General features: G+C 66.6%; 11 protein-coding genes and 1 riboswitch. Of the genes, 5 read left to right on the plus strand and 6 right to left on the minus strand.

Going from position 1 to position 17,691, the window contains the following annotated elements; all coding sequences use genetic code 11:
* Positions 1 to 79: 79 nt before the first annotated feature.
* From NYE40_RS02665 to NYE40_RS02675, 3 genes are all read right to left on the minus strand, one after another.
* On the minus strand, positions 80 to 1,549 hold the full coding sequence (locus NYE40_RS02665; RefSeq protein WP_153782704.1) for an ABC transporter substrate-binding protein: 1,470 nt from the start codon (positions 1,547 to 1,549) through the stop codon (positions 80 to 82).
* Positions 1,550 to 1,710: 161 nt separating this feature from the next.
* Positions 1,711 to 3,303 (minus strand): response regulator transcription factor, encoded by a 1,593-nt coding sequence (locus NYE40_RS02670; RefSeq protein ID WP_153782705.1) that lies wholly within the window; start codon positions 3,301 to 3,303, stop codon positions 1,711 to 1,713.
* 121 nt (positions 3,304 to 3,424) lie between these two features.
* Positions 3,425 to 5,290: a sensor histidine kinase gene (locus tag NYE40_RS02675; protein WP_339279266.1), complete on the minus strand. Its 1,866-nt coding sequence runs from the start codon at positions 5,288 to 5,290 to the stop codon at positions 3,425 to 3,427.
* A 198-nt stretch (positions 5,291 to 5,488) separates the two neighbouring features.
* Here NYE40_RS02675 and NYE40_RS02680 point away from each other — a divergent pair, with 198 nt between their 5' ends.
* The 4 genes from NYE40_RS02680 to queE all read left to right on the plus strand — a co-directional run bounded on the left by NYE40_RS02680 (position 5,489) and on the right by queE (position 8,131).
* Entirely contained in the window at positions 5,489 to 5,644 is a 156-nt protein-coding gene (locus tag NYE40_RS02680; protein ID WP_156876690.1) for a hypothetical protein, read from the plus strand.
* Positions 5,645 to 5,723: 79 nt separating this feature from the next.
* A riboswitch (PreQ1 riboswitch) is annotated at positions 5,724 to 5,767 on the plus strand.
* A 168-nt stretch (positions 5,768 to 5,935) separates the two neighbouring features.
* The gene (queC, locus tag NYE40_RS02685) at positions 5,936 to 6,646 is read left to right on the plus strand and encodes a 7-cyano-7-deazaguanine synthase QueC (protein WP_052333041.1); all 711 of its coding nucleotides are present in this window, start codon (positions 5,936 to 5,938) and stop codon (positions 6,644 to 6,646) included.
* Positions 6,643 to 7,302 (plus strand): 6-carboxytetrahydropterin synthase, encoded by a 660-nt coding sequence (locus NYE40_RS02690; protein WP_028597985.1) that lies wholly within the window; start codon positions 6,643 to 6,645, stop codon positions 7,300 to 7,302. The genes queC and NYE40_RS02690 overlap by 4 nt, the downstream gene beginning before the upstream one ends.
* A complete protein-coding gene (gene queE, locus NYE40_RS02695; protein ID WP_339279267.1) occupies positions 7,295 to 8,131 on the plus strand; it encodes a 7-carboxy-7-deazaguanine synthase QueE in 837 nt (278 codons plus the stop codon). Before NYE40_RS02690 ends, queE begins: the two co-directional genes overlap by 8 nt.
* Positions 8,132 to 8,813: 682 nt before the next feature.
* On the opposite strand, the gene NYE40_RS02700 is transcribed toward queE, so the two are convergent.
* On the minus strand, positions 8,814 to 10,304 hold the full coding sequence (locus NYE40_RS02700; protein ID WP_339279268.1) for a hypothetical protein: 1,491 nt from the start codon (positions 10,302 to 10,304) through the stop codon (positions 8,814 to 8,816).
* A gap of 175 nt (positions 10,305 to 10,479) precedes the next feature.
* On the opposite strand from NYE40_RS02700, the gene queF reads away from it, so the two are divergent.
* The gene (gene queF / locus NYE40_RS02705) at positions 10,480 to 10,989 is read left to right on the plus strand and encodes a preQ(1) synthase (protein WP_339279269.1); all 510 of its coding nucleotides are present in this window, start codon (positions 10,480 to 10,482) and stop codon (positions 10,987 to 10,989) included.
* Between the two features lie 487 nt (positions 10,990 to 11,476).
* Here queF and NYE40_RS02710 read toward each other — a convergent pair whose 3' ends face one another.
* Entirely contained in the window at positions 11,477 to 12,868 is a 1,392-nt protein-coding gene (locus NYE40_RS02710) for an amino acid permease (RefSeq protein WP_101808454.1), read from the minus strand.
* A 350-nt stretch (positions 12,869 to 13,218) separates the two neighbouring features.
* Entirely contained in the window at positions 13,219 to 17,508 is a 4,290-nt protein-coding gene (locus tag NYE40_RS02715) for a S8 family serine peptidase (protein WP_339279270.1), read from the minus strand.
* Between the last annotated feature and the right edge of the window lie 183 nt (positions 17,509 to 17,691).

The raw sequence follows: 17,691 nt of genomic DNA on the forward strand, positions 1-17,691 counted from the left end.
GGATGAGATTGGATGATGTACGGCCGTCAGCACAAAAAGGGGGCGAAGTCGCCTTCGCCCGCCTGACCGAAACATTCGTTTACTTTTGCGTGGCCTTCCAGGCGTCGTACTGGGCTTGCGCCTCGGCGATGATCTTGTCGAGGCCGGCGGCCTTCATCTTTTCGATGGCGCGCGGCAGATAGGCGGCCGGATCGACGGTGCCGGTCATGAGCGGCGCCCATACTTCGGCCTTGACGTTCTGCAGGCTCGCCAGCTCGGTCGATACCTTGGAGGTGTCGAAGTTGAAGCCGAGCGCCGGGGAAGGACGGCCCTGCTCGTTGAACTGCTTGAACTGCTCCCACTTGTCGTCCGGGTCGCCCGGGTTGAGGTAGGTGAGCATGACGTTGCCGAGCGAGAACGTCGGCATGTCGTAGTTTTTGGACTCCGGCAGGTTCTCCATGCGGTTGTCGCCGGTCAGCTTGTAGTGCGTGCCTTCGATGCCGGAGTCGATCAGGTTGCGCAGCTTGGCGTCGGTGTTGAGCAGGTTCAGGAACTCCATCGCCTTCTCCGGATACTCGGAGTTGGCCGAGATCGCCTGCAGCGAGCCCATGACCGACCAGTTGTAGACGATCGACTCGCTGGCCGGCGTGGAGACGATCGGGTAGCCGAGGCTCGCGCTCCACGTATTGTCGGCGAGCGGCTGGGTGTCGGCGCGGTCGATGAGCCACTTGCCGGTCTTGTCCAGATCGGAGGTCGAGGTGATCGTCGCCGCTTCCGGCGAGATGTAGCCGGCTTTGTAGTACTTGTGCATCGTCTCGAGGGCCTGCTTCATCTCCGGCGTCTCGAGGACGTTGACGATCTTGCTGCTGTCGCCGTTCAGCGCGACGGCGATCGGCAGGTTCTGGATGAGGTAGTCGTACGGCACGGTCGGCGTGAAGTTGGTGTCGATCTTCAGGCCGAGCACGCCCGGCAGCTTTTCCTTGCCCGCCTTGAGGAACGGCTCCAGGCTCTCCAGCGTCGTCGCCTGCTTGTAGTCCATGCCGAGCTGGTCGAACTGCTGCTTGTTGAAGCGCCAGACGGATTGCGCCGGCAGCTCTTTGTTGGCCGGCACGCCATAGTTGTGGCCGTCGACCTTGGAGCCTTCGAGGAAGGCCGGGTCGAGCGTCTCGACGATGCCCTTGCCGTGCGTCTGCAGCAGGTCGTCAATCTCCATGAACGCGCCCTTGCGCGCGTTCTGCACATAATCGAACGCCCAGGAAGCGGTGAAGAGAATGTCCATCGGCTCGCCGGAGGCGGCCATGACGCCCATCTTCTGGTTGTAGTCGCCGAAGTCGATCTGCTTCATCGTGACGGTCGCGCCGATCTTTTCGGCGGTGTACTTGTTCACCTCGGCCATCACCTTGTCGGTGTCCTTTTGCGGAGCGCCGATCGTGTACCAGATCAGGTTGACCGGCTTCTCGGCGTCGCCTTCGCCGCCGGAAGCGTTGTTGCTGCCGCAGGCGGTGACCGCCAGCGCGGCCGTCAGCACGAGCGCGAGCGCGCCCGCCTTGCGTGTGGATCTCTTTTTCATGATGACTCCTCCCTCGAAGCAAGCATGATGATGATGGTGCCCGAGCCCATGCGTCCAGGCTCGCCTGTCTGAATCAACCTTACTGGATGAAAGCATTTTCAAATAGGCGACAAATTATGAATCCGCTGTCCAAACTAAAGAAAGAGCCGCGCCGATTCGGTTCAGCGCAGCTCCCGGTATTCGTTGGGCGAGATGCCCACGTATTTTTTGAACTGCTTGTAGAAGTAGCCGGTCTCGACATAGCCGACCTCCTGCGAGATGTCGGCGACCTTGTCGTCCGTCGCCTTGAGCCGCTCCTTGGCCCGCTCGATACGGTAGCGGTTGAGGTAGTCGGTGAAGCCGGCTCCGGTCTCCTTGGCGAACAGCTGGCCGAGGTACGCGGGATGGATATGGTAGATGGCGCCGAGCGTCTTGAGCGACAGCGGCTCGGCATAGCGCTCCGCCACATGCTGGACGACCTGGCTGACGATCGGGACGCGGTCGCTCCGCTGCAGCAGCTTCATCGTGAAATGCGCGGAGGCCTTGACCGCATCGGTCAGCTCGGCCAGCGCCGAGGCGCGGCTGATCCGGTCGAGCGTCTTCTTGAACTGGAACAGCACCTCCTGCGACTGCTCGCCGCCCTTCATGTCGCGCAGCTCGAGCCGGAAGGCGACGACGAGCTCGATTGCCGCGCTCTGGAGCAGCTCGGGCGTCGCGCCCTCGCGCTGCTGCAGCGCCAGGAAGTCGGCGTCGATGCGGGCGAAAAGAGCCTCCGTATCGCGGGCGAGCAGCCAGCGCGAGTAGTCGTCTCCGCCGATCTCGAGCGGCTGGTCGGACGCTCCCGGCGACGGCGGCAGCTCGGCCGCGTCGAGGATCGGGCTGCCGCTGTGCAGCAGATGGTAGTCCTGCGCTTTTTTGGCGAAGGCGTAGCTGCGCTGCTCGAGCTCGCCGATCCGCTCGGCGGTGCCGAGCGAAAAGCGGACCGGCGCGGAAATGGCCGCTTCGCCTGGCGCCGCGGAGTCTGCGTCCGCATCGCCGCGACTACGCGCCGCGTCGGCCGCCGCGAGCCGCTCCAGCGCCTCGCGCGCCTGCCGCCGCGCTGCAACGGCGCTGTCCGCGAGGAACAGCAGCACCTCGTCGCCGTCGAGGTCGGAGAAGCGCAGCGGCGCGTCCCGCTCGCCGAGCGCCTCGTCGACGAGCCGGCGGGCCTGCGCGCCGCCGCTCGCCGAGTGGCGGGCCGCCGCGGCGCACAGCCACGGCCGGCCGAGGCGCAGGCCGAGCAGCTCGGCGCGCTGGCCGAGCTCGACCGGGTCGATGTCGCCGCGCATCCAGCGGAACAGGATGCGGTCGCGCAGGATGCCCTTTTCCTCGGGGGAGAGGGCGGCCGTCCCGGGCGGCGCGGCGCTGAGCTTGGCGACGGCGGCGGAGAGCGTCGAGCGCAGCTCCTGGAAGTTGACCGGCTTGAGCAGGTAGTTCTCGATGCCGAGCGACATGCCTTCCTTGAGGTAGTCGAACTCGTTGTAGCCGCTCAGAATGATGACCTTCAGCTCCGGCAGCAGCCGGCGCGCCTCGCGGATCAGCTCCAGCCCGCTCATGCCGGGCATCGTGATGTCCGTCACGAGCAGGTCGACGGGACGGCTCCTCAGCAGCTCCAGCGCGGCGCGTCCGCTGCCTGCCGTGCCCGCCACCTCGAGCTCGAACGACGACCAGTCGAGCGCGTCCTGCAAGCCTTCGACGATGAACGGCTCGTCGTCGACGAGCAGCACTCGGTACATAGGAAATTCCTCCTTCGAAACAAGTTGGGAACGCGAGGCGGGGCGGAAAGGCCAGGGCGGGGGCCGGCTTCCGAAGGGAGGAGCGGCAAAAGCGGCGGCCGACGTCCCGGAGAGGGAGGGCCTAGCGTTCCTCGGCTCCCCCGGGCTCGCCGGACCCGCTGTCGCTGCCGTCCGGGAACCAGAGCGTCACCGTCGTGCCGGCCCCAGGCGCGCTGTCGATGTCGAGTCCGGCGGCGTTCGGGCCGTAGACGAGCCGCAGCCGGTCGCGGATGCTCTGCAGGCCGAAGCTGCCGCCCTCGTCCTGGCCTTGCGGAGGCCGCTGCAGCCGCTGGCGCAGCGCTTCCAGCGCCTCCGGCGCCATGCCGCGGCCGTTGTCGCGCAGCGTGACGACGATGCGCGCGCCTTCTCCCCGCGCGGCGGAGATGTCGAAGCGGTTGTCGTCCCGCTCGGTGTCGAGGCCGTGCACGATGTAGTTTTCCATGACGGGCTGCAGCGAGAGCTTCACGACGGGGCGTCCGGCCAGGCTGTCGTCCATGCGGATGGAGTAGGCGAACCGGTCCTTGTAGCGGATGCGGAACAGCTCCAGGTAGCGCCGGCCGAGCTCCAGCTCCTCGCGCAGCGGCACGAGGCTGCGGCTGCCGACCATGCTGCGGAACAGCACGGACAGGCTGTAGATCATTTCCGCGACGTCGTCCGCACCGCGCGACACGGCCCGCATGCGGATGACCTCGAGCGTATTGGACAGGAAATGAGGGTTGATGCGCGCCTGGATCGCGGACAGCTCGGTGCTGCGCTGCCGCAGCTCGGCCTTGTACTCCTGCTCGATCTGGCGGTTCAGCTGGTCGAGCATGCGATTGAAGCCCTGGCCGATCTGCCCGAGCTCGTCGCCGCGCTCGTCCTGGATGCGGCCGGCGAAGTCGCCGGACTCGACGCGCCGCATGAGGCGCACGAGGCTGCCTGTGCGGCGCGCCACGCTCGCCACGGCGATGCCCGGCAGCACGACGGCGAGCAGGATGCCGATCCCGCTCAGCAGCATCACCGTCCGCCGGAGGCCGGCGGACGCCGCCTCCAGCTGCGCGTCCGGCACGACGCCGACGACCGAGTAGCCGGCCAGGCTGTCGCTCAGCACCGCCACCTGCGACGGCCGGTCGAGCGCCGCCGCGGAGTCGAGCGTGCTGATGCGCGAGGCGTACGGGTAGATGGAGCCGTAATAGCGGCCGGACGAGTCGAACAGCACCTGGCCTTGCGGCGTCAGCACGAGCACGTAGCCCTTGAGCTCGTCGAGATAGGGACGGAGGGCGGAGACGAGGCTGTCCGAGCTGAAGTGGACGAGCAGCTGGCCGGTTTTTTGCAAGGTGCCGGGATTGTTGACGGCCGCCCGCACCGCGTAGAGCCGGTCGGCGTCGAGGCCGAGCTCGCGCGCGACCCACAGATTGGGCGCGGAGATCGCCGGCAGCTCGAGCGCCATCGCATCGGGGATGAACGACAGCGCGGAGTTCAGCTCGCGCAGCTGCGGGCTTCCGCCGGCTTTCCACGCATACAGGTACTGCTCGACGGAGCTGTACAGCATGAGCTGGCGGATCGAGCTGTCGGCCGCGAGCCGGCGCTCGAAGTACGTGATGGCGTTGCCGTAGCCGGCGCGCGGCTCGTCCGCATAGCGGTCGATGCGGTAGCGGAAGTAGTCGGCGAACGGATGGGACAGCAGATAGGTGACGTTTTGGCTGAGCGCCTGGTCCTGGTAAATGTCCGCGACGATGCGCTGCACGCTGTCGCTGCTCGCCTGCAGGCGGGCGGACACCGCTTCCATCGCGCGGCGCTGGTTGGCGAGGATGTCGCTGCGCACGGACTCCGCCATGAAGGCGTACAGCAGGTAAGCCAGCGTCACGATCGTCAGCACCGAGATGGCCGAGAGCGTCGCGAGCAGCTTCGAGAACAGGTTGTTCTTGACGTACGTGCGGTAGAAGCTGCGCGCCTTCATCGCCTTCATCGGCGGGTCCTCCTTTCGCGCGGGCTTCCGCGCTATGCTCGAATGCCGCTCATTATAGCATACCGGGAGGACGGGCGTGGAGCGGGGCGGGTGCGAGGGCGGTACGCGGCAGGGGCTTTGCGGGCGGGGAGAAGCGGGAGGGACGCGGAGCGTGGGTCGGGGCGTGGGGCGGATATGGAGGCGGGCGTGGAGGGACGGATGAGAAGCGAAGTGGACGAGGAGAGGGAGCGGAGAGTGGGGGAGCGAAGCGTGAGGGAGCGGCGGACGGGGAGCGAAGGCGGGTCGGGAGGAGAAGCGGACGGGCAGCGGAGCGTGGGTCGGGGCGCTCCCGCTCCGGTGCAGGCCGGACGGTAGCCAGCGGCCGCGCGCTGTGCTATGCTGGTGGGGACAACCGAAGAGTAAAGTCCGGCGCGGCCTTATGGGGCCGGAAGTGCCGGGAGAGGTTCGCGAACTCCCTCTATAAAAAACTACAAGCACACGATTCCGTCGGGGATCCGTGTGTTTTGCGTTCGGCGGACAGCCGTTCCTTGCGAGGCAAGGGGCGGGCTGCCCGCCGTTTTCTTTGTCCGCGCGCGGAAGAAGGAATTGGAGAATCGCTTGGCTCTCTCTGCCGGTTCGGTCGGTCAGGAGAGGAGAAGGATAACGATGGTGGACAGGCTTGAGGGAGGCTCCCTCGATAAGCGGAAAGGCAAGGCGGTCGTCGTGTTCAGCGGAGGCCAGGACAGCACGACCTGCCTGTTTTGGGCGCTGCAAAGGTATGAGGAAGTGGAGGCGGTGACGTTTCGCTACGGGCAGCGCCATGCGCTGGAGCTGGAGTGCGCGGCATCCATCGCCGCGGAGCTCGGCGTCCGGCACCATGTGCTGGACATGAGCCTGCTCGGGCAGCTCGCCCCGAGCTCGCTGACGCGCAGCGACGTCGCCGTGGCGGACGCCGCGGAGGAGGGCGGGCTGCCGAATACGTTCGTGCCGGGCCGCAACCTGCTGTTCCTGTCGTTCGCGGCGGTGCTTGCGCAAGGCGTCGGCGCCAAGACGATCGTCACCGGCGTCTGCGAGACGGATTTCAGCGGGTATCCCGACTGCCGCAACGTGTTCATCCAGTCGCTGAACGTCTCGCTGAATCTGGCGATGGACGAGACGTTCGTCATCGAGACGCCGCTCATGTGGCTCGACAAGGAGCAGACCTGGGAGCTGGCCGACCGGCTCGGCGCGTTCGAGTTCGTACGGGAGCGTACGCTCACCTGCTACAACGGCATCCCGGCCGACGGCTGCGGAGAATGCCCGGCCTGCAAGCTGCGGCGCGCGGGACTGGACAAGTACATGGCTCGGCGCGGAGCGAAGGAGGCGGCGCGAGGATGATGCATGCGATCTATCCGGCGCCCGCGCATCCGTTCCGCTACGAGCTGAACAAGGAGTTTCATTTCGCGGCGGCGCATTACATTCCGGCCGAGGCGGCGGGCCGCTGCAGCCGCGTGCACGGGCACACCTACTATTGCAACGTCACCGTCGGCGGCGACCGGCTGGACGAGTGCGGCTTCCTCGTGAACTTCTCGGAGATCAAGAAGCTGGTGCAGGACCGGTTCGACCATCGGCTGCTCAACGAGGACGAGCTGTTCGGCGGTCCGGCGCGGCTGCCGAATGGAGGCGAGGCGGCGGAAGCGGTGGTGCAAGGCAGCAAGGCGGCGGAAGCGATGCGGCACGGCAAGGCGGACGCGGCGCGAGGCGCTTGGGCCGAGCGGGCTGCAGCTGTGGAAGCGGCGGGTGAGCAAGGAGCCGCGTCTGGCGCGGTCCGGCACGGCAAGGCGGACGCGGCTTGGCAGGGCAGTGCGGCGATTGCCGATTCGGCGCTGGATCCGGAGCGGTTCCCGACGACGGAGGTCGTCGCCCGCACCGTCTGGCAGCTCGTGCAGGAGGAGCTCGACCGTCGCGGCAACGGAGCGCGCTGCCTGCAGGTGTTCCTGCGGGAGACGCCGTCGAGCTATGTGATCTATCGCCCGGAGGCCGCTCATGGCTGAGCGGCGCACCCGCATCCCCGTGCTGGAGACGTTCGGCCCGACGGTGCAGGGCGAGGGCATGGTGATCGGCGTCAAAACCTGCTTCGTCCGCACCGCCGGCTGCGACTACAGCTGCTCCTGGTGCGACTCGGCGTTCACCTGGGACGGCAGCGCCAAGGACGACATCCGCTGGCTGGAGCCGGAGGATGTGCTCGAGGAGCTGAAGGCACTGTCCGGCGGCGAGTGGCCGGGGCATGTCACGCTCTCGGGCGGCAACCCGGCGCTGCTGCCGCAGCTCGGCGGGCTGATCGTGCTGCTGCGGAGCGGCGGCACGATCATCGCGCTCGAGACGCAGGGCAGCCGCTGGCAGGACTGGTTCCTGGACGTCGACGAGCTGACGCTGTCGCCGAAGCCGCCAAGCTCGGGCATGGCGACCGACTGGGCGCGGCTGGACGAGATCGTGGAGCGGCTCGCAGCGGCAGGTCGGTCGCCGAGCCTGAAGGTCGTCGTCATGGAGGAGCCGGCGAGCGAGGCGGGATCGGCAGCCGGGACAAGCGCAGCGAGCGAGACAGGCGGAGCAAGGCTGGCTGTCGAGGCGAACGGAGCGAGCCGGCAAGGAAGCGACCTTGCCTACGCCAAGGAGGTCCATCGCCGCTTTCCGGCGGTGTCGATGTTCCTCCAGGCTGGCAACGACCGGCTCGACGAGCCGGACCCGGCCGCGCTGCGCGAGCATCTGGCGGCGCGCTACGAGCGTCTGGTCGATGCCGTCATGGCCGACCCGGACTGGCGGCACGTACGCGTGCTGCCTCAGCTCCACGCTTGGCTGTGGGGCAACAAGCGCGGCGTGTGAGACGGCTCCGGCGCGCTGAGGGAGTCGAGAGTGCCTTGAATCGCGAGGACGAGGCGAATCGGCGCGCTGAGGGAGTCGAGAGTGCCTTGAATCGCGGGAACGAGGCGAATCGGCAAGGCGAGGGAGTCGAGAGTGCCTTGAATCGAGAGGAAGAGGCGAATCGGCGCAACGAGGGAGTCGAGAGTGCCTTGAATCGAGGGAACGAGGCGAATCGGCACGCCGAGGGAGTCGAGAGTGCCTTGAATCGAGGGAACGAGGCGAATTGGCGAGTCGAGGGAGTCGAGAGTGCCTTGAATCGAGAGGACGAGGCGAATCGGCGCGACGAGGGAGTCGAGAGTTCCTTGAATCGAGGGGACGAGGCGAATCGGCGAGTCGAGGGAGTCGAGAGTGCCTTGTATCGAGGGAACGAGGCGAATCGGCGAGTCGAGGGAGTCGAGAGTGCCTTGAATCGCGAGGACGAGGCGAATCGGCGCAACGAGGGAGTCGAGAGTGCCTTGAATCGAGAGGACGAGGCGAACCGGGGCGCTGAGGGAGTCGAGAGTGCCTTGAATCGTGGGAACGAGGCGAATCGGGGCGCTGAGGGAGTAGAGTGCCTTGAACGGAGGGAACCCGGCCCCTGCGCGCGGAAAAAACGTGTGTAGGGCGGCGCCCTGCCGCCCGCGGCGCGGCAAAAAGCCTCCCGCTAAGCGGAAGGCTCCTTTTTGTCCGACACTCGGAACACGTAGCCGAAGTCGCCCGACTTGACGGGCGAGCCGTAGTCCTTGACCCAGGTGCGGTAGAACACGCTGGAGCCGTTCTTGCGGGTGACGATGATGTAGTCGGGATCGTTGGCCTTGGCCAGATCGGTCACGTAGACGGGGAAGCCGTGCATCGACTGCTCGAACGCGGTCCAGCCGAACACGGTCTTGGTAGCGTCCGTGATGAACGGATCCTGCCGCCCGTCCGAGAGCACGTCGCCGCCGCGGAACATGACATAGCCGGACGAGCCGTACAGCGTCATGACCTTCGGCCGTCCCGGGCCCTCGAAGTCGGAGAGGATGTAGTCCATCTCCTTGACCGGGTACTTGAACGAATTGGGCAACGGCACATGCTGGAAGTTGTACACGGCGTTCACCGCCAGCCCGACGGCGAGCCCGGCGGCCAGCGGAGCGATCCCGACGCGCAGGCGGAAGCGGCGCAGTCCCGGCACGTCCTCGATGACGACGGCGGCGAAGTACAGGACGAACAGCCACAGGAACAGGTGGTACTTGTAGTTCGACACGCCGAGGAAAAAGATGCCGAGCATGAACTCGAAGCGGAAAAACCGCTTTTTCACGCTGAATGGCAGCAGCGCGACGAACGACAGCAGCATGAGCGTCGCGGTCAGGTTGCCCATGCTGTTGAACTGGATCGCCTTCCACTCGTTGATGAGCAGGTTGAAGTTGTCCTGCGTGACGGTGAGGATGAACAGGATGCTCTTCGCTCCGCCGGGATTGAGGAAGCCAGCCCCGAGCACGGATAGCGCGACGACGAGCCAGCGCCAGCCGACGCGGCGGCGGAGCAGCCGGCGCGTCACGAGCGCCTCCAGCAGCGCCATCCCCAGGAACACGACGATGACGGGCCAGACGCCGGAGTGGAAGTTCGCGATCAGCAGCGAAAGCAGCGGCAGCAGCACCATGTAGCGGGCGGCCGGCCGCAGCTGGAACTCGCGCAGGAACACGAAGAACCAGACGATGAGGAACGCCGAGATCATCTGCGGCCTCGTCGTGAAATAGATGTCGTAGATGCCCCACAGCACCGGCAGCAGCAGCAACGTCAAAATCGCCTCGCGGCCGCGCGAGTCCAGGCCGAGCTCGCGCCGCGAGACGAGCATCATGCGGTAGAGGCCGAGCGCCAGCAGCAGCAGGCAGGAGGCGGTCAGCAGGTAGGTGCCGGCCCAGCCGAAGGCGCGGTACAGCCAGGCGATGACGACCTGGAAGCCGATCTCATGCGGGACGTAGGGCAGCTTGTCGTCGCCCCAGAACGTATGGATGGCGGTGTGCGGGACTTGGCCGGTGTCCAGCACCTGGCCTCCGACCTCGATATGCCAGAATGTATCGGGGTCCTGGTAGGATTCGGCCGGCGGCATCGTGAAGACGACGACGCACAGCACGATGACGGCAAGAGCCGCGGCGGCGGCGAATCGGATTTTCATGGGACGCGCTCCTTGCGGACATAGTTCCCTTCATTATAGGGGCAAAGGCCCGGCTTCCACAATGCGGCAGAACGGCTGTGCCGAGGGTGGCGGCGAGCGGGAGGGAATGCCCGAGATGGGCCTTCTCGCGGCGCGGGGCGCAGGATTATTTTCGACGACAAAGGAGAAGGAACGAATGAGCGAGATCGAGCAAGGAAGAAGCAAGGAGGAGCTGAGCGGCGTCACGCTGCTCGGCAACCAGGGCACGCAGTATCCGATGACGTACGCGCCGCAGGTGCTGGAGAGCTTCGTCAACAAGCATCCGGGGCGCGATTACCGCGTCAAGTTCAACTGCCCGGAATTCACGAGCCTGTGCCCGATGACGGGCCAGCCGGACTTCGCGACGATCACTATCGCCTACATCCCGGACGAACTGATGGTCGAGAGCAAGTCGCTCAAGCTGTATCTGTTCAGCTTCCGCAACCACGGGGACTTCCACGAGGACTGCATGAACATCATCATGAACGACCTGATCGCGCTCATGCAGCCGAAGTTCATCGAGGTGTGGGGCAAGTTCACGCCGCGCGGCGGCATCTCCATCGACCCGTACTGCAACTGGGGCCGCCCGGGCACGAAGTACGAGCAGATGGCGGAGCACCGCATGATGAACCTGGACCTGTACCCGGAGAAGATCGACAACCGCTGAGGCAGGGGCGAGGGCTGGAGCATTCTGCGAGGCTGCAAGCCGAAAAAGTCGGGTTGCAGGCGAACGTGATCGCGGTTTGAGGGCTGCAAGCCGAAAAAGTCGGGTTGCAGGCGAACGTGATCGCGGTTCGAGGGCTGCAAGCCGAAAAAGTCGGGTTGCAGGCGAACATGAGTGCGGTTCGAGGGCTGCAAGCCGAAAAAGTCGGGTTGCAGGCAACCCGGCAGCGCTGGCGAGAAGAATCCAGCTGTTGAGCGGAGCAAACCCTTCCTTGGAACGGGACTGGCATCCGACCGGGACAGCGCGAGAACGCTGAAGAAGCCTATAGAAAAAGCGTCCAATCCACTTGCGAAGTGGATTGGACGCTTTTTGCCTCTTGAGGCGAGTCTGTCGGTTGAGGCAGCACGGGAAAAGCAGTGGCGAGCCAGTCCGGGCGCACGCTCCTCGACCGCCGACGCCGCATGCTAGCAAGCAGCGCCGGCGAAAGCGGCTACTCCTCCGGGTCCAGCCGGCACTCCTGCAGCGGGCGCAGCTTCGTGCGATGCTTCCACTTGTGGCCGAGCCAGATGGCGAGGAACAGCGGCAGGCCGAAGTAGGAGGCGACGATGTACGCCCAGTCGACCCGGCCGTCCGAGAGGCCGCCGACGAACTGGCCGCCGATGACGACGGCGCACAGCCCCATCGCCAGCAGCGGGCCGAGCGGGAACCACTTGGCGCGGTAGGTCAGCTCGTCCAGCGAGCGGCCCTGAGCCGACCAGGCGCGGCGGAACCGGTAGTGGCTGATCGCGATGCCCATCCAGACGATGAAGCCGGTCATGCCGGAGGCGTTCAGCAGCCAGACGTAGACGACGCCGTCCCCGAAGAACGAGGCGAGGAAGGCGAGCAGGCCGAACGCGCCCGTCACGAGCAGCGCCGGCACCGGCACGCCGCGTCCGTTCACGCCGGCGAGCCAGCGCGGAGCCTTGCCTTCTTTGGCGAGCGTATAAAGCATGCGCGTGCTGGCGTAGAGGCCGGAGTTGCCGGCGGAGAGCACCGAGGTCAGAATGACGGCGTTCATGACGGACGCCGCGATGCTGAGGCCGGCTTTTTCGAAGACGATCGTGAACGGGCTCTGCGAGATGTCGCTGCTCGCCAGCTCCTCCGTCGTGTAGGGAATGAGCAGGCCGATGACGAGGATCGCCAGCATGTAGAACAGCAGGATGCGCCAGAAGATCGTGCGGATCGCGCGCGGCACGCTGCGCTTCGGGTCCTCGCTTTCGCCGGCGGCGACGCCGACGAGCTCGGTTCCCTGGAACGAGAAGCCGGCGGCCATGAAGACGCCGAGCACGGCCAGCATGCCCATCGGGAACGGGTTGCCGGTCAGGTTGGCGAAGCCGTCGCCGCCCATGCCGTCGCCGCGCCAGATGCCGACGACCATGAGCAGGCCGACGGCGATGAAGACGATGACGGTGACGATCTTGATCATCGCGAACCAGAACTCCGACTCGCCGTAGGCTCGCACCGACAGCAGGTTCAGACCGACGAGCAGGGCGAGGAACAGCGCGGACCAGAGCAGCGAGCTGCTGCCGGGCAGCCAGTATTTCAGGATGAGCGTCGCTGCGGCCAGCTCGGCGGCGAGCGTGATCGCCCAGTTGTACCAGTAGTTCCAGCCGATGGCGAAGCCGAAGCTCGGCTCGACGAAGCGGCTCGCATAGGTGCTGAACGTGCCGGACACCGGCATATGCGTCGCCATTTCGCCCAGGCTCGTCATGAGGAAGTACACCATGAGGCCGATGAGGCCGTAGGCGAGCAGCGCTCCGCCGGGTCCGGCGCTATGGATCGCGCCGCCGCTGGCGAGGAACAGCCCGGTGCCGATCGAGCCGCCGAGCGAGATCATCGTCATATGCCGCGTTTTAAGGCCTCGGCGGAGGCCGGGTTTGGCTGAGGGGGTCGGGTGCGGTTGCTCCACTTGAAGTCATCTCTCCGTTTCTTTACTTATAATAGGGCAACTTATCTATAGTAGGCGATGCAGAACGATGGCTCAAGCGAAAATATTCCCAACTTAACGATAAATGTTGCAGGCGGGAAGCGGCGGCCTGGAAACGAGGGGAAGAAACGGACCTGGATTCATCCGCCGCGCGCGTATCCTCCAAGACGCGGAAAAGCGCCCTGCCGACCGGCAGGGCGCTTCCTTTATTCATTCCAGGTGAAAAGACGTTGCCGCGCAGGCGCAGGTGCTCCGAGCGCCGGCGGTCAAATCAGCTTCGCGGCGAGCAGCAGCTGCTCGATGACGCCGGCGGCAGCCTCGCGGCTGATGATCGGCACGCTCGTGTACCACTTGCCGGCCAGCCCGCCGAGGCTAGAGCCCGCGGATGCAGTTCCGCCGAGCAGGCCGGAGCCGGAGGCGATCGCCCGGGCGTCCGCGTTCAGCGGCGAGAACGCCGCTCCGGCGCCGCTCGCTGAGACGGACCCGGCGAACGTGTCGCCGTCCACAGGAGGCAAGCCGAATGCGCGGCTGATCAGGTCGTCGAACTGGGCGAGCGTCAGGCGCGTCTTGGGCGAGAACTTCGTCTCCGACGTGCCGTCGATCAGCAGCTTGTCGGCCAGCCGCTGGATGCTTGCCTTGTACGGCGAGCCGCCGATGTCGGTGAAGGCGGCCGTCCGCTTGGCGGCCGAGTAGACGGCATAGCCGGGATGCGAGACGGTGACGGTCGTCGTCCCGTCCGCGTTGGCCGCGAACGTCGACGGAGCCGGCAGCGCCTGGCTGCCGTACCGGTACAGCGCGCCGGCCTTGGAGGCGTCGCTGCCGGCGTCCAGCACGAACGCATGCCGCACGAACGCGCTGGCCGGAATCGGCAGCGGCTTCGGCGCCGCCCCCGCGCTGGCGACCGAGCCGAGCTCGAACGCCACCGGCGTCCCGAGCAGCGTCGTGCCCGGGCGAGCCGCCGCGAATGCCGCGGCCTGATCGGCTGCGTCGCGGATGGCGAGCTCGGCGCCCGCGCCCTTGGGCAGCGAGGCGAGCAGGTACAGCGGCAGCTCGGCGGCCGCCCGGCCCGCGTTCAGCGCGATCGAGCTGCCGAGCGGAGCTTTGGCGAGCGCCGCCGCCTGCGAGGCGCTCAGCGACAGGCGGACCGCTCCGCCGTCCTCCAGCCAGGAGCCGCCGACGACGAGCGCGAGCGGTTTTTTCGCGCCCTTGAGCGCGGCGGCAATGTCGGCATCCGTCACGGTGACGAGACCGTCAGCGGAGACGGAGGACTTCAGCTGCAGCTTCGTCTGGGACGGGCGCAGCACGCCTTTCAAGGCGCGCTCGCCGAGCTCGGCCGGCACGCCCTTCAGCGCGACCGGCACCTGGACGATGTCGCGGATCGTCGGCACCGCGGCCGAGGCGATCGTGACGGTCAGCGTCACGGTGTCGTCCGTCTTGGGACGAGCGGCCAGCACGCCGTCCGCCGCGATCAGCTGCGGCTTGTCGCTGCCCGTCACCGCGTACGTGACGCCTTGGCGGACCGGCAGCTCCAACACCGGCTTGCCGACGGCCGTCGTGTTGACGATGTTGGCCTGGAACGCCTCCTTGGCGTTCGCGACGAGGCCGAGCTCCGTCTTGTTGTAGGCGACGGCCATCGACCTGGTCGTGAAGTACTGGTTCACAAGCTGCCTGTTGGCGTTGATCTCGGTGGCGACGACGTAGAGCGTGTACGTGCCTTCCGGCAGCTTCTTGTAGATCGGCAGGCCGTCCTCGTCATAGCTGTCATAATACATCTCGTCTAGGCCGCTCACCGTATACCGGCCGGCAGGGAAGGAGCTTCCGATGCCCGCATCGGCGAGGAACAGCATGCCGATGTAATCGTCGTTCACGTCGTACACTTCCAGATCGATGAGGTTGACGCCATCGGCATGGAGCGTGAAGCTCGCGTCGATCGTATCGTTCACCCCGTCGCCGTCCGGCGAGAGGATCGGGCTGGACAGCGTCAGGTCCTGGATGCCGAAGCCGTTGTCCGGCAGCCGGTCGCCGACATGCAGCGCGAACGGGAGGCGCAGCGTCGGCAGTCCCGGAGCGGTCAGCACGACGGAGCCTTCATAGGCGCCCTCGGCCGCATCGTCCGCGACGGAGGCGGTCAGGGAAAAGCTTGCCGTGCCTCCGGCTGGAGCGGTCACGCCGCCGCCGGACAGTCCGTCCAGCGAGACGGTCAGCTTGGACACGTCCGGCGTCTCGATCGGATTCGCCGGGTCGGAGGTGACGGACGGGTGCAGCTCGACCGAGGCGGCGTAGGTTACCGCGGAGCCGGAGGTGTTTTTGACGCGCAGCGGAGCCGACGGAGCAGCCGCTCCGGCCGGCACGACGCCGAAGCTGTAGCTGCTGCCGAAGTTCGTCACGTCCAGCGGATGGAGATCGCCGTCCAGCAGCTGGAGCGGCTCGACCGTCTGCAGCACCGCCGGAGTCCGGATCGCCTGGGCGATATTGGCGCGGCCTCCGCCCTGCGAGTAGACGTCATAGAGCGTGCCCGACTCGTCAAAGATCGCATCCGCCGTATTCGCGAGCGCGGCGCGGATGTCCATCGGCGTCCACTCGGGATGCTGCTGGCGCAGCAGCAGCGCCAGGCCCGCCGTATGCGGCGACGCCATGCTCGTGCCGCTGATGCGGTTGTACGCCTCGTCGTACGAGGCATCGGGATTTGCTTTGCCGTAGGCCGGCCAGGTCGAAAGGATGTTCACGCCCGGAGCGGTGACGTCCGGCTTGATGCCGAGCTTGCCGTCGGAGGCCGGCCCGCGCGAGCTGAAGCTCGCCATGCGGTCGCCCGGCTCGACCGTGAGCGGATAGTCGGCGCCGAACTGCAGCGTGAACGCCGCCTCCGGATGCGCCAGCACGATGCGGGCAAGCTCCCGGCCCGGGGCGCCTTCCATATCGAACGTCGGGAGATAGGCGAAGCTGTCTCCGAAAAAGCCGACCGGACCGATGAAGCCGTCGCGTCCAGGGATCGACTCGCTCAGGTTGGCCGCCGCGCCGGCGTTCAGCCCGTTGAAGATGATCAGCGCCTTGGCGCCGTGCTCCTTGGCGATGGCCGCCTTGTCGACGAAGGCGAGCGAGCCGCGCGAGACGAGCACGATCTTGCCGGCGGCGTCGAGTCCCTCGTAGTCGCTCTCCGCGCCGAGCCCGGCATAGACCGCCTCGACCGGCTCCGTGCCGATGATCGACGCGAAGTCCTCCGCTCCGGTGCGCCAGCCCATGGCGCTCAGGCCATAGTCGAGGCCGCCGTAAGCGACGTCGGTGACGGTGCGGCTGTAGACGGTCGCGCTGACGGTAGCCGCGTAATGGCTGCTCGGGCTGCTCGCCGCGCCGACGGAGATGGCCAGCTGGCTCGACGCCGGCGAGCCCATCGAGTAGTAGTAGCGTCCCTCGTCCGCGGCGTTGCCGTTCGCCACGACGGCGATGACGCCGGCGAGCACGGCATTGTTGACCGCGATCGCGTCCGGGGAGAACGGGTCCTTGACTTCGTCGGCGCCGAGCGACAGGTTGATGACGTCCATGCCGTCCTTCACCGCGCGCTCGATGCCGTCGATGACCTGCGCCGAGGAGCCGGACGAGCGGCCCGTCTCGGCGTTGTAGCCGAGCACCTTGTAGGCGTGCAGCTCGGCCTCGTAGGCGACGCCTTTTTGCACGACGTCCGAGTCCGCTGCCGCGCGGCCGACGATCGTGCCCGAGACATGCGTCCCGTGCGAGGTGCCCGGGTTGCCGGTGGCGGCGTTCGGGATTTCCTCATAGGGGTCGTCGGTGTTGAAGTACGAGTCGTGTCCGCCCTTGTACGCGCCGGCCAGATCGGGATGCAGGTAGTCGACGCCGGTGTCGATGACGCCGACCTTGAGCCCGCGGCCCGTCAGACCTGCGGCCCAAGCTTCCGGCACGCCGAGCTGCTTCAGCGGGTCGATGTCGCATTTGCACTCGGAGGAGAGGGCCGTCGGCGAGACGGTCTCCGCCGGAATGGCGGAGTACGTCAGGTTCTCATGGATCGACTTGACGCCGGGGAGCAGGGCGAGCAGAGGAATCTGGTTCGCCGGCAGCTCGACCTCCATGCCGTTCAGCACGGTGTCGTAGCGATAGGTGACCTTCAGCGACAGGCCGCGCTGGCGGGCGGCCGCGAGCAGCGCCTCCTGCTCGGCGTCGACCTCCGAGGGCGTCACCGCAGCGGCCGGCGCGAGCCCTTGGCGGGCGGCGAACTCGGCTTCCGCGACCGCGGCTCCTTCGAGCTGCAGGATGACTTTGACGCGCGCCGAGGATTTTGTGTCGAGGCTCGGCGAGATGAGCGCCGGCGTCGTGTCGGCTGTGGCTAGCCCCCGCGCGAGCGACGGGGCGAGAGCGGCGCCGGACGGCGCCAGCCCTTGCTGCAGGCGGCTCTGAAGCAGCGCCTGCGAGGCGGCCGTGGCGGAGCCGGATTCGGCCAGCTCGCCGCCGGTTGCGGCTGGGGAAGCGTACGTGCCGCCGGGCAGCAGCAGCGATGCCGCCAGCGCGGCCGCGATGAAGTTGATTTTGTAGCCTTTCTTGACCATGATTTCCCTTCTTTCCGGATGGATTTGCGGTTGCTTTGAATTCGCCGCATGACGGGCGCCTCCTGCCTCCTTTGGAAGAAATGGCGCTTAAGGATCAGAATAATCAGATAAATGTCGAATAAGTGAGAAAGAAGTACCATAGACGAGAATGAAAGAGAAAAGCACCAGGACCTAGTGTCGGAT

The sequence above is a fragment of the Paenibacillus sp. FSL W8-1187 genome, assembly GCF_037965485.1.
Lineage (GTDB): Bacteria > Bacillota > Bacilli > Paenibacillales > Paenibacillaceae > Paenibacillus_O > Paenibacillus_O pasadenensis.

What these genes read in the sequence shown, in the direction of transcription:
- queC (WP_052333041.1), top strand. Translation starts at nt 5,936, where the DNA reads ATGGTGGACAGGCTTGAGGGAGGCTCCCTCGATAAGCGGAAAGGCAAG.
- NYE40_RS02670 (WP_153782705.1), bottom strand. Translation starts at nt 3,303, where the DNA reads ATGTACCGAGTGCTGCTCGTCGACGACGAGCCGTTCATCGTCGAAGGC.
- NYE40_RS02710 (WP_101808454.1), bottom strand. Translation starts at nt 12,868, where the DNA reads ATGACGATGATCTCGCTCGGCGGCTCGATCGGCACCGGGCTGTTCCTC.
- NYE40_RS02715 (WP_339279270.1), bottom strand. Translation starts at nt 17,508, where the DNA reads ATGGTCAAGAAAGGCTACAAAATCAACTTCATCGCGGCCGCGCTGGCG.
- NYE40_RS02680 (WP_156876690.1), top strand. Translation starts at nt 5,489, where the DNA reads ATGAGAAGCGAAGTGGACGAGGAGAGGGAGCGGAGAGTGGGGGAGCGA.
- NYE40_RS02665 (WP_153782704.1), bottom strand. Translation starts at nt 1,549, where the DNA reads ATGAAAAAGAGATCCACACGCAAGGCGGGCGCGCTCGCGCTCGTGCTG.
- queF (WP_339279269.1), top strand. Translation starts at nt 10,480, where the DNA reads ATGAGCGAGATCGAGCAAGGAAGAAGCAAGGAGGAGCTGAGCGGCGTC.
- NYE40_RS02690 (WP_028597985.1), top strand. Translation starts at nt 6,643, where the DNA reads ATGATGCATGCGATCTATCCGGCGCCCGCGCATCCGTTCCGCTACGAG.
- NYE40_RS02675 (WP_339279266.1), bottom strand. Translation starts at nt 5,290, where the DNA reads ATGAAGGCGATGAAGGCGCGCAGCTTCTACCGCACGTACGTCAAGAAC.
- queE (WP_339279267.1), top strand. Translation starts at nt 7,295, where the DNA reads ATGGCTGAGCGGCGCACCCGCATCCCCGTGCTGGAGACGTTCGGCCCG.
- NYE40_RS02700 (WP_339279268.1), bottom strand. Translation starts at nt 10,304, where the DNA reads ATGAAAATCCGATTCGCCGCCGCCGCGGCTCTTGCCGTCATCGTGCTG.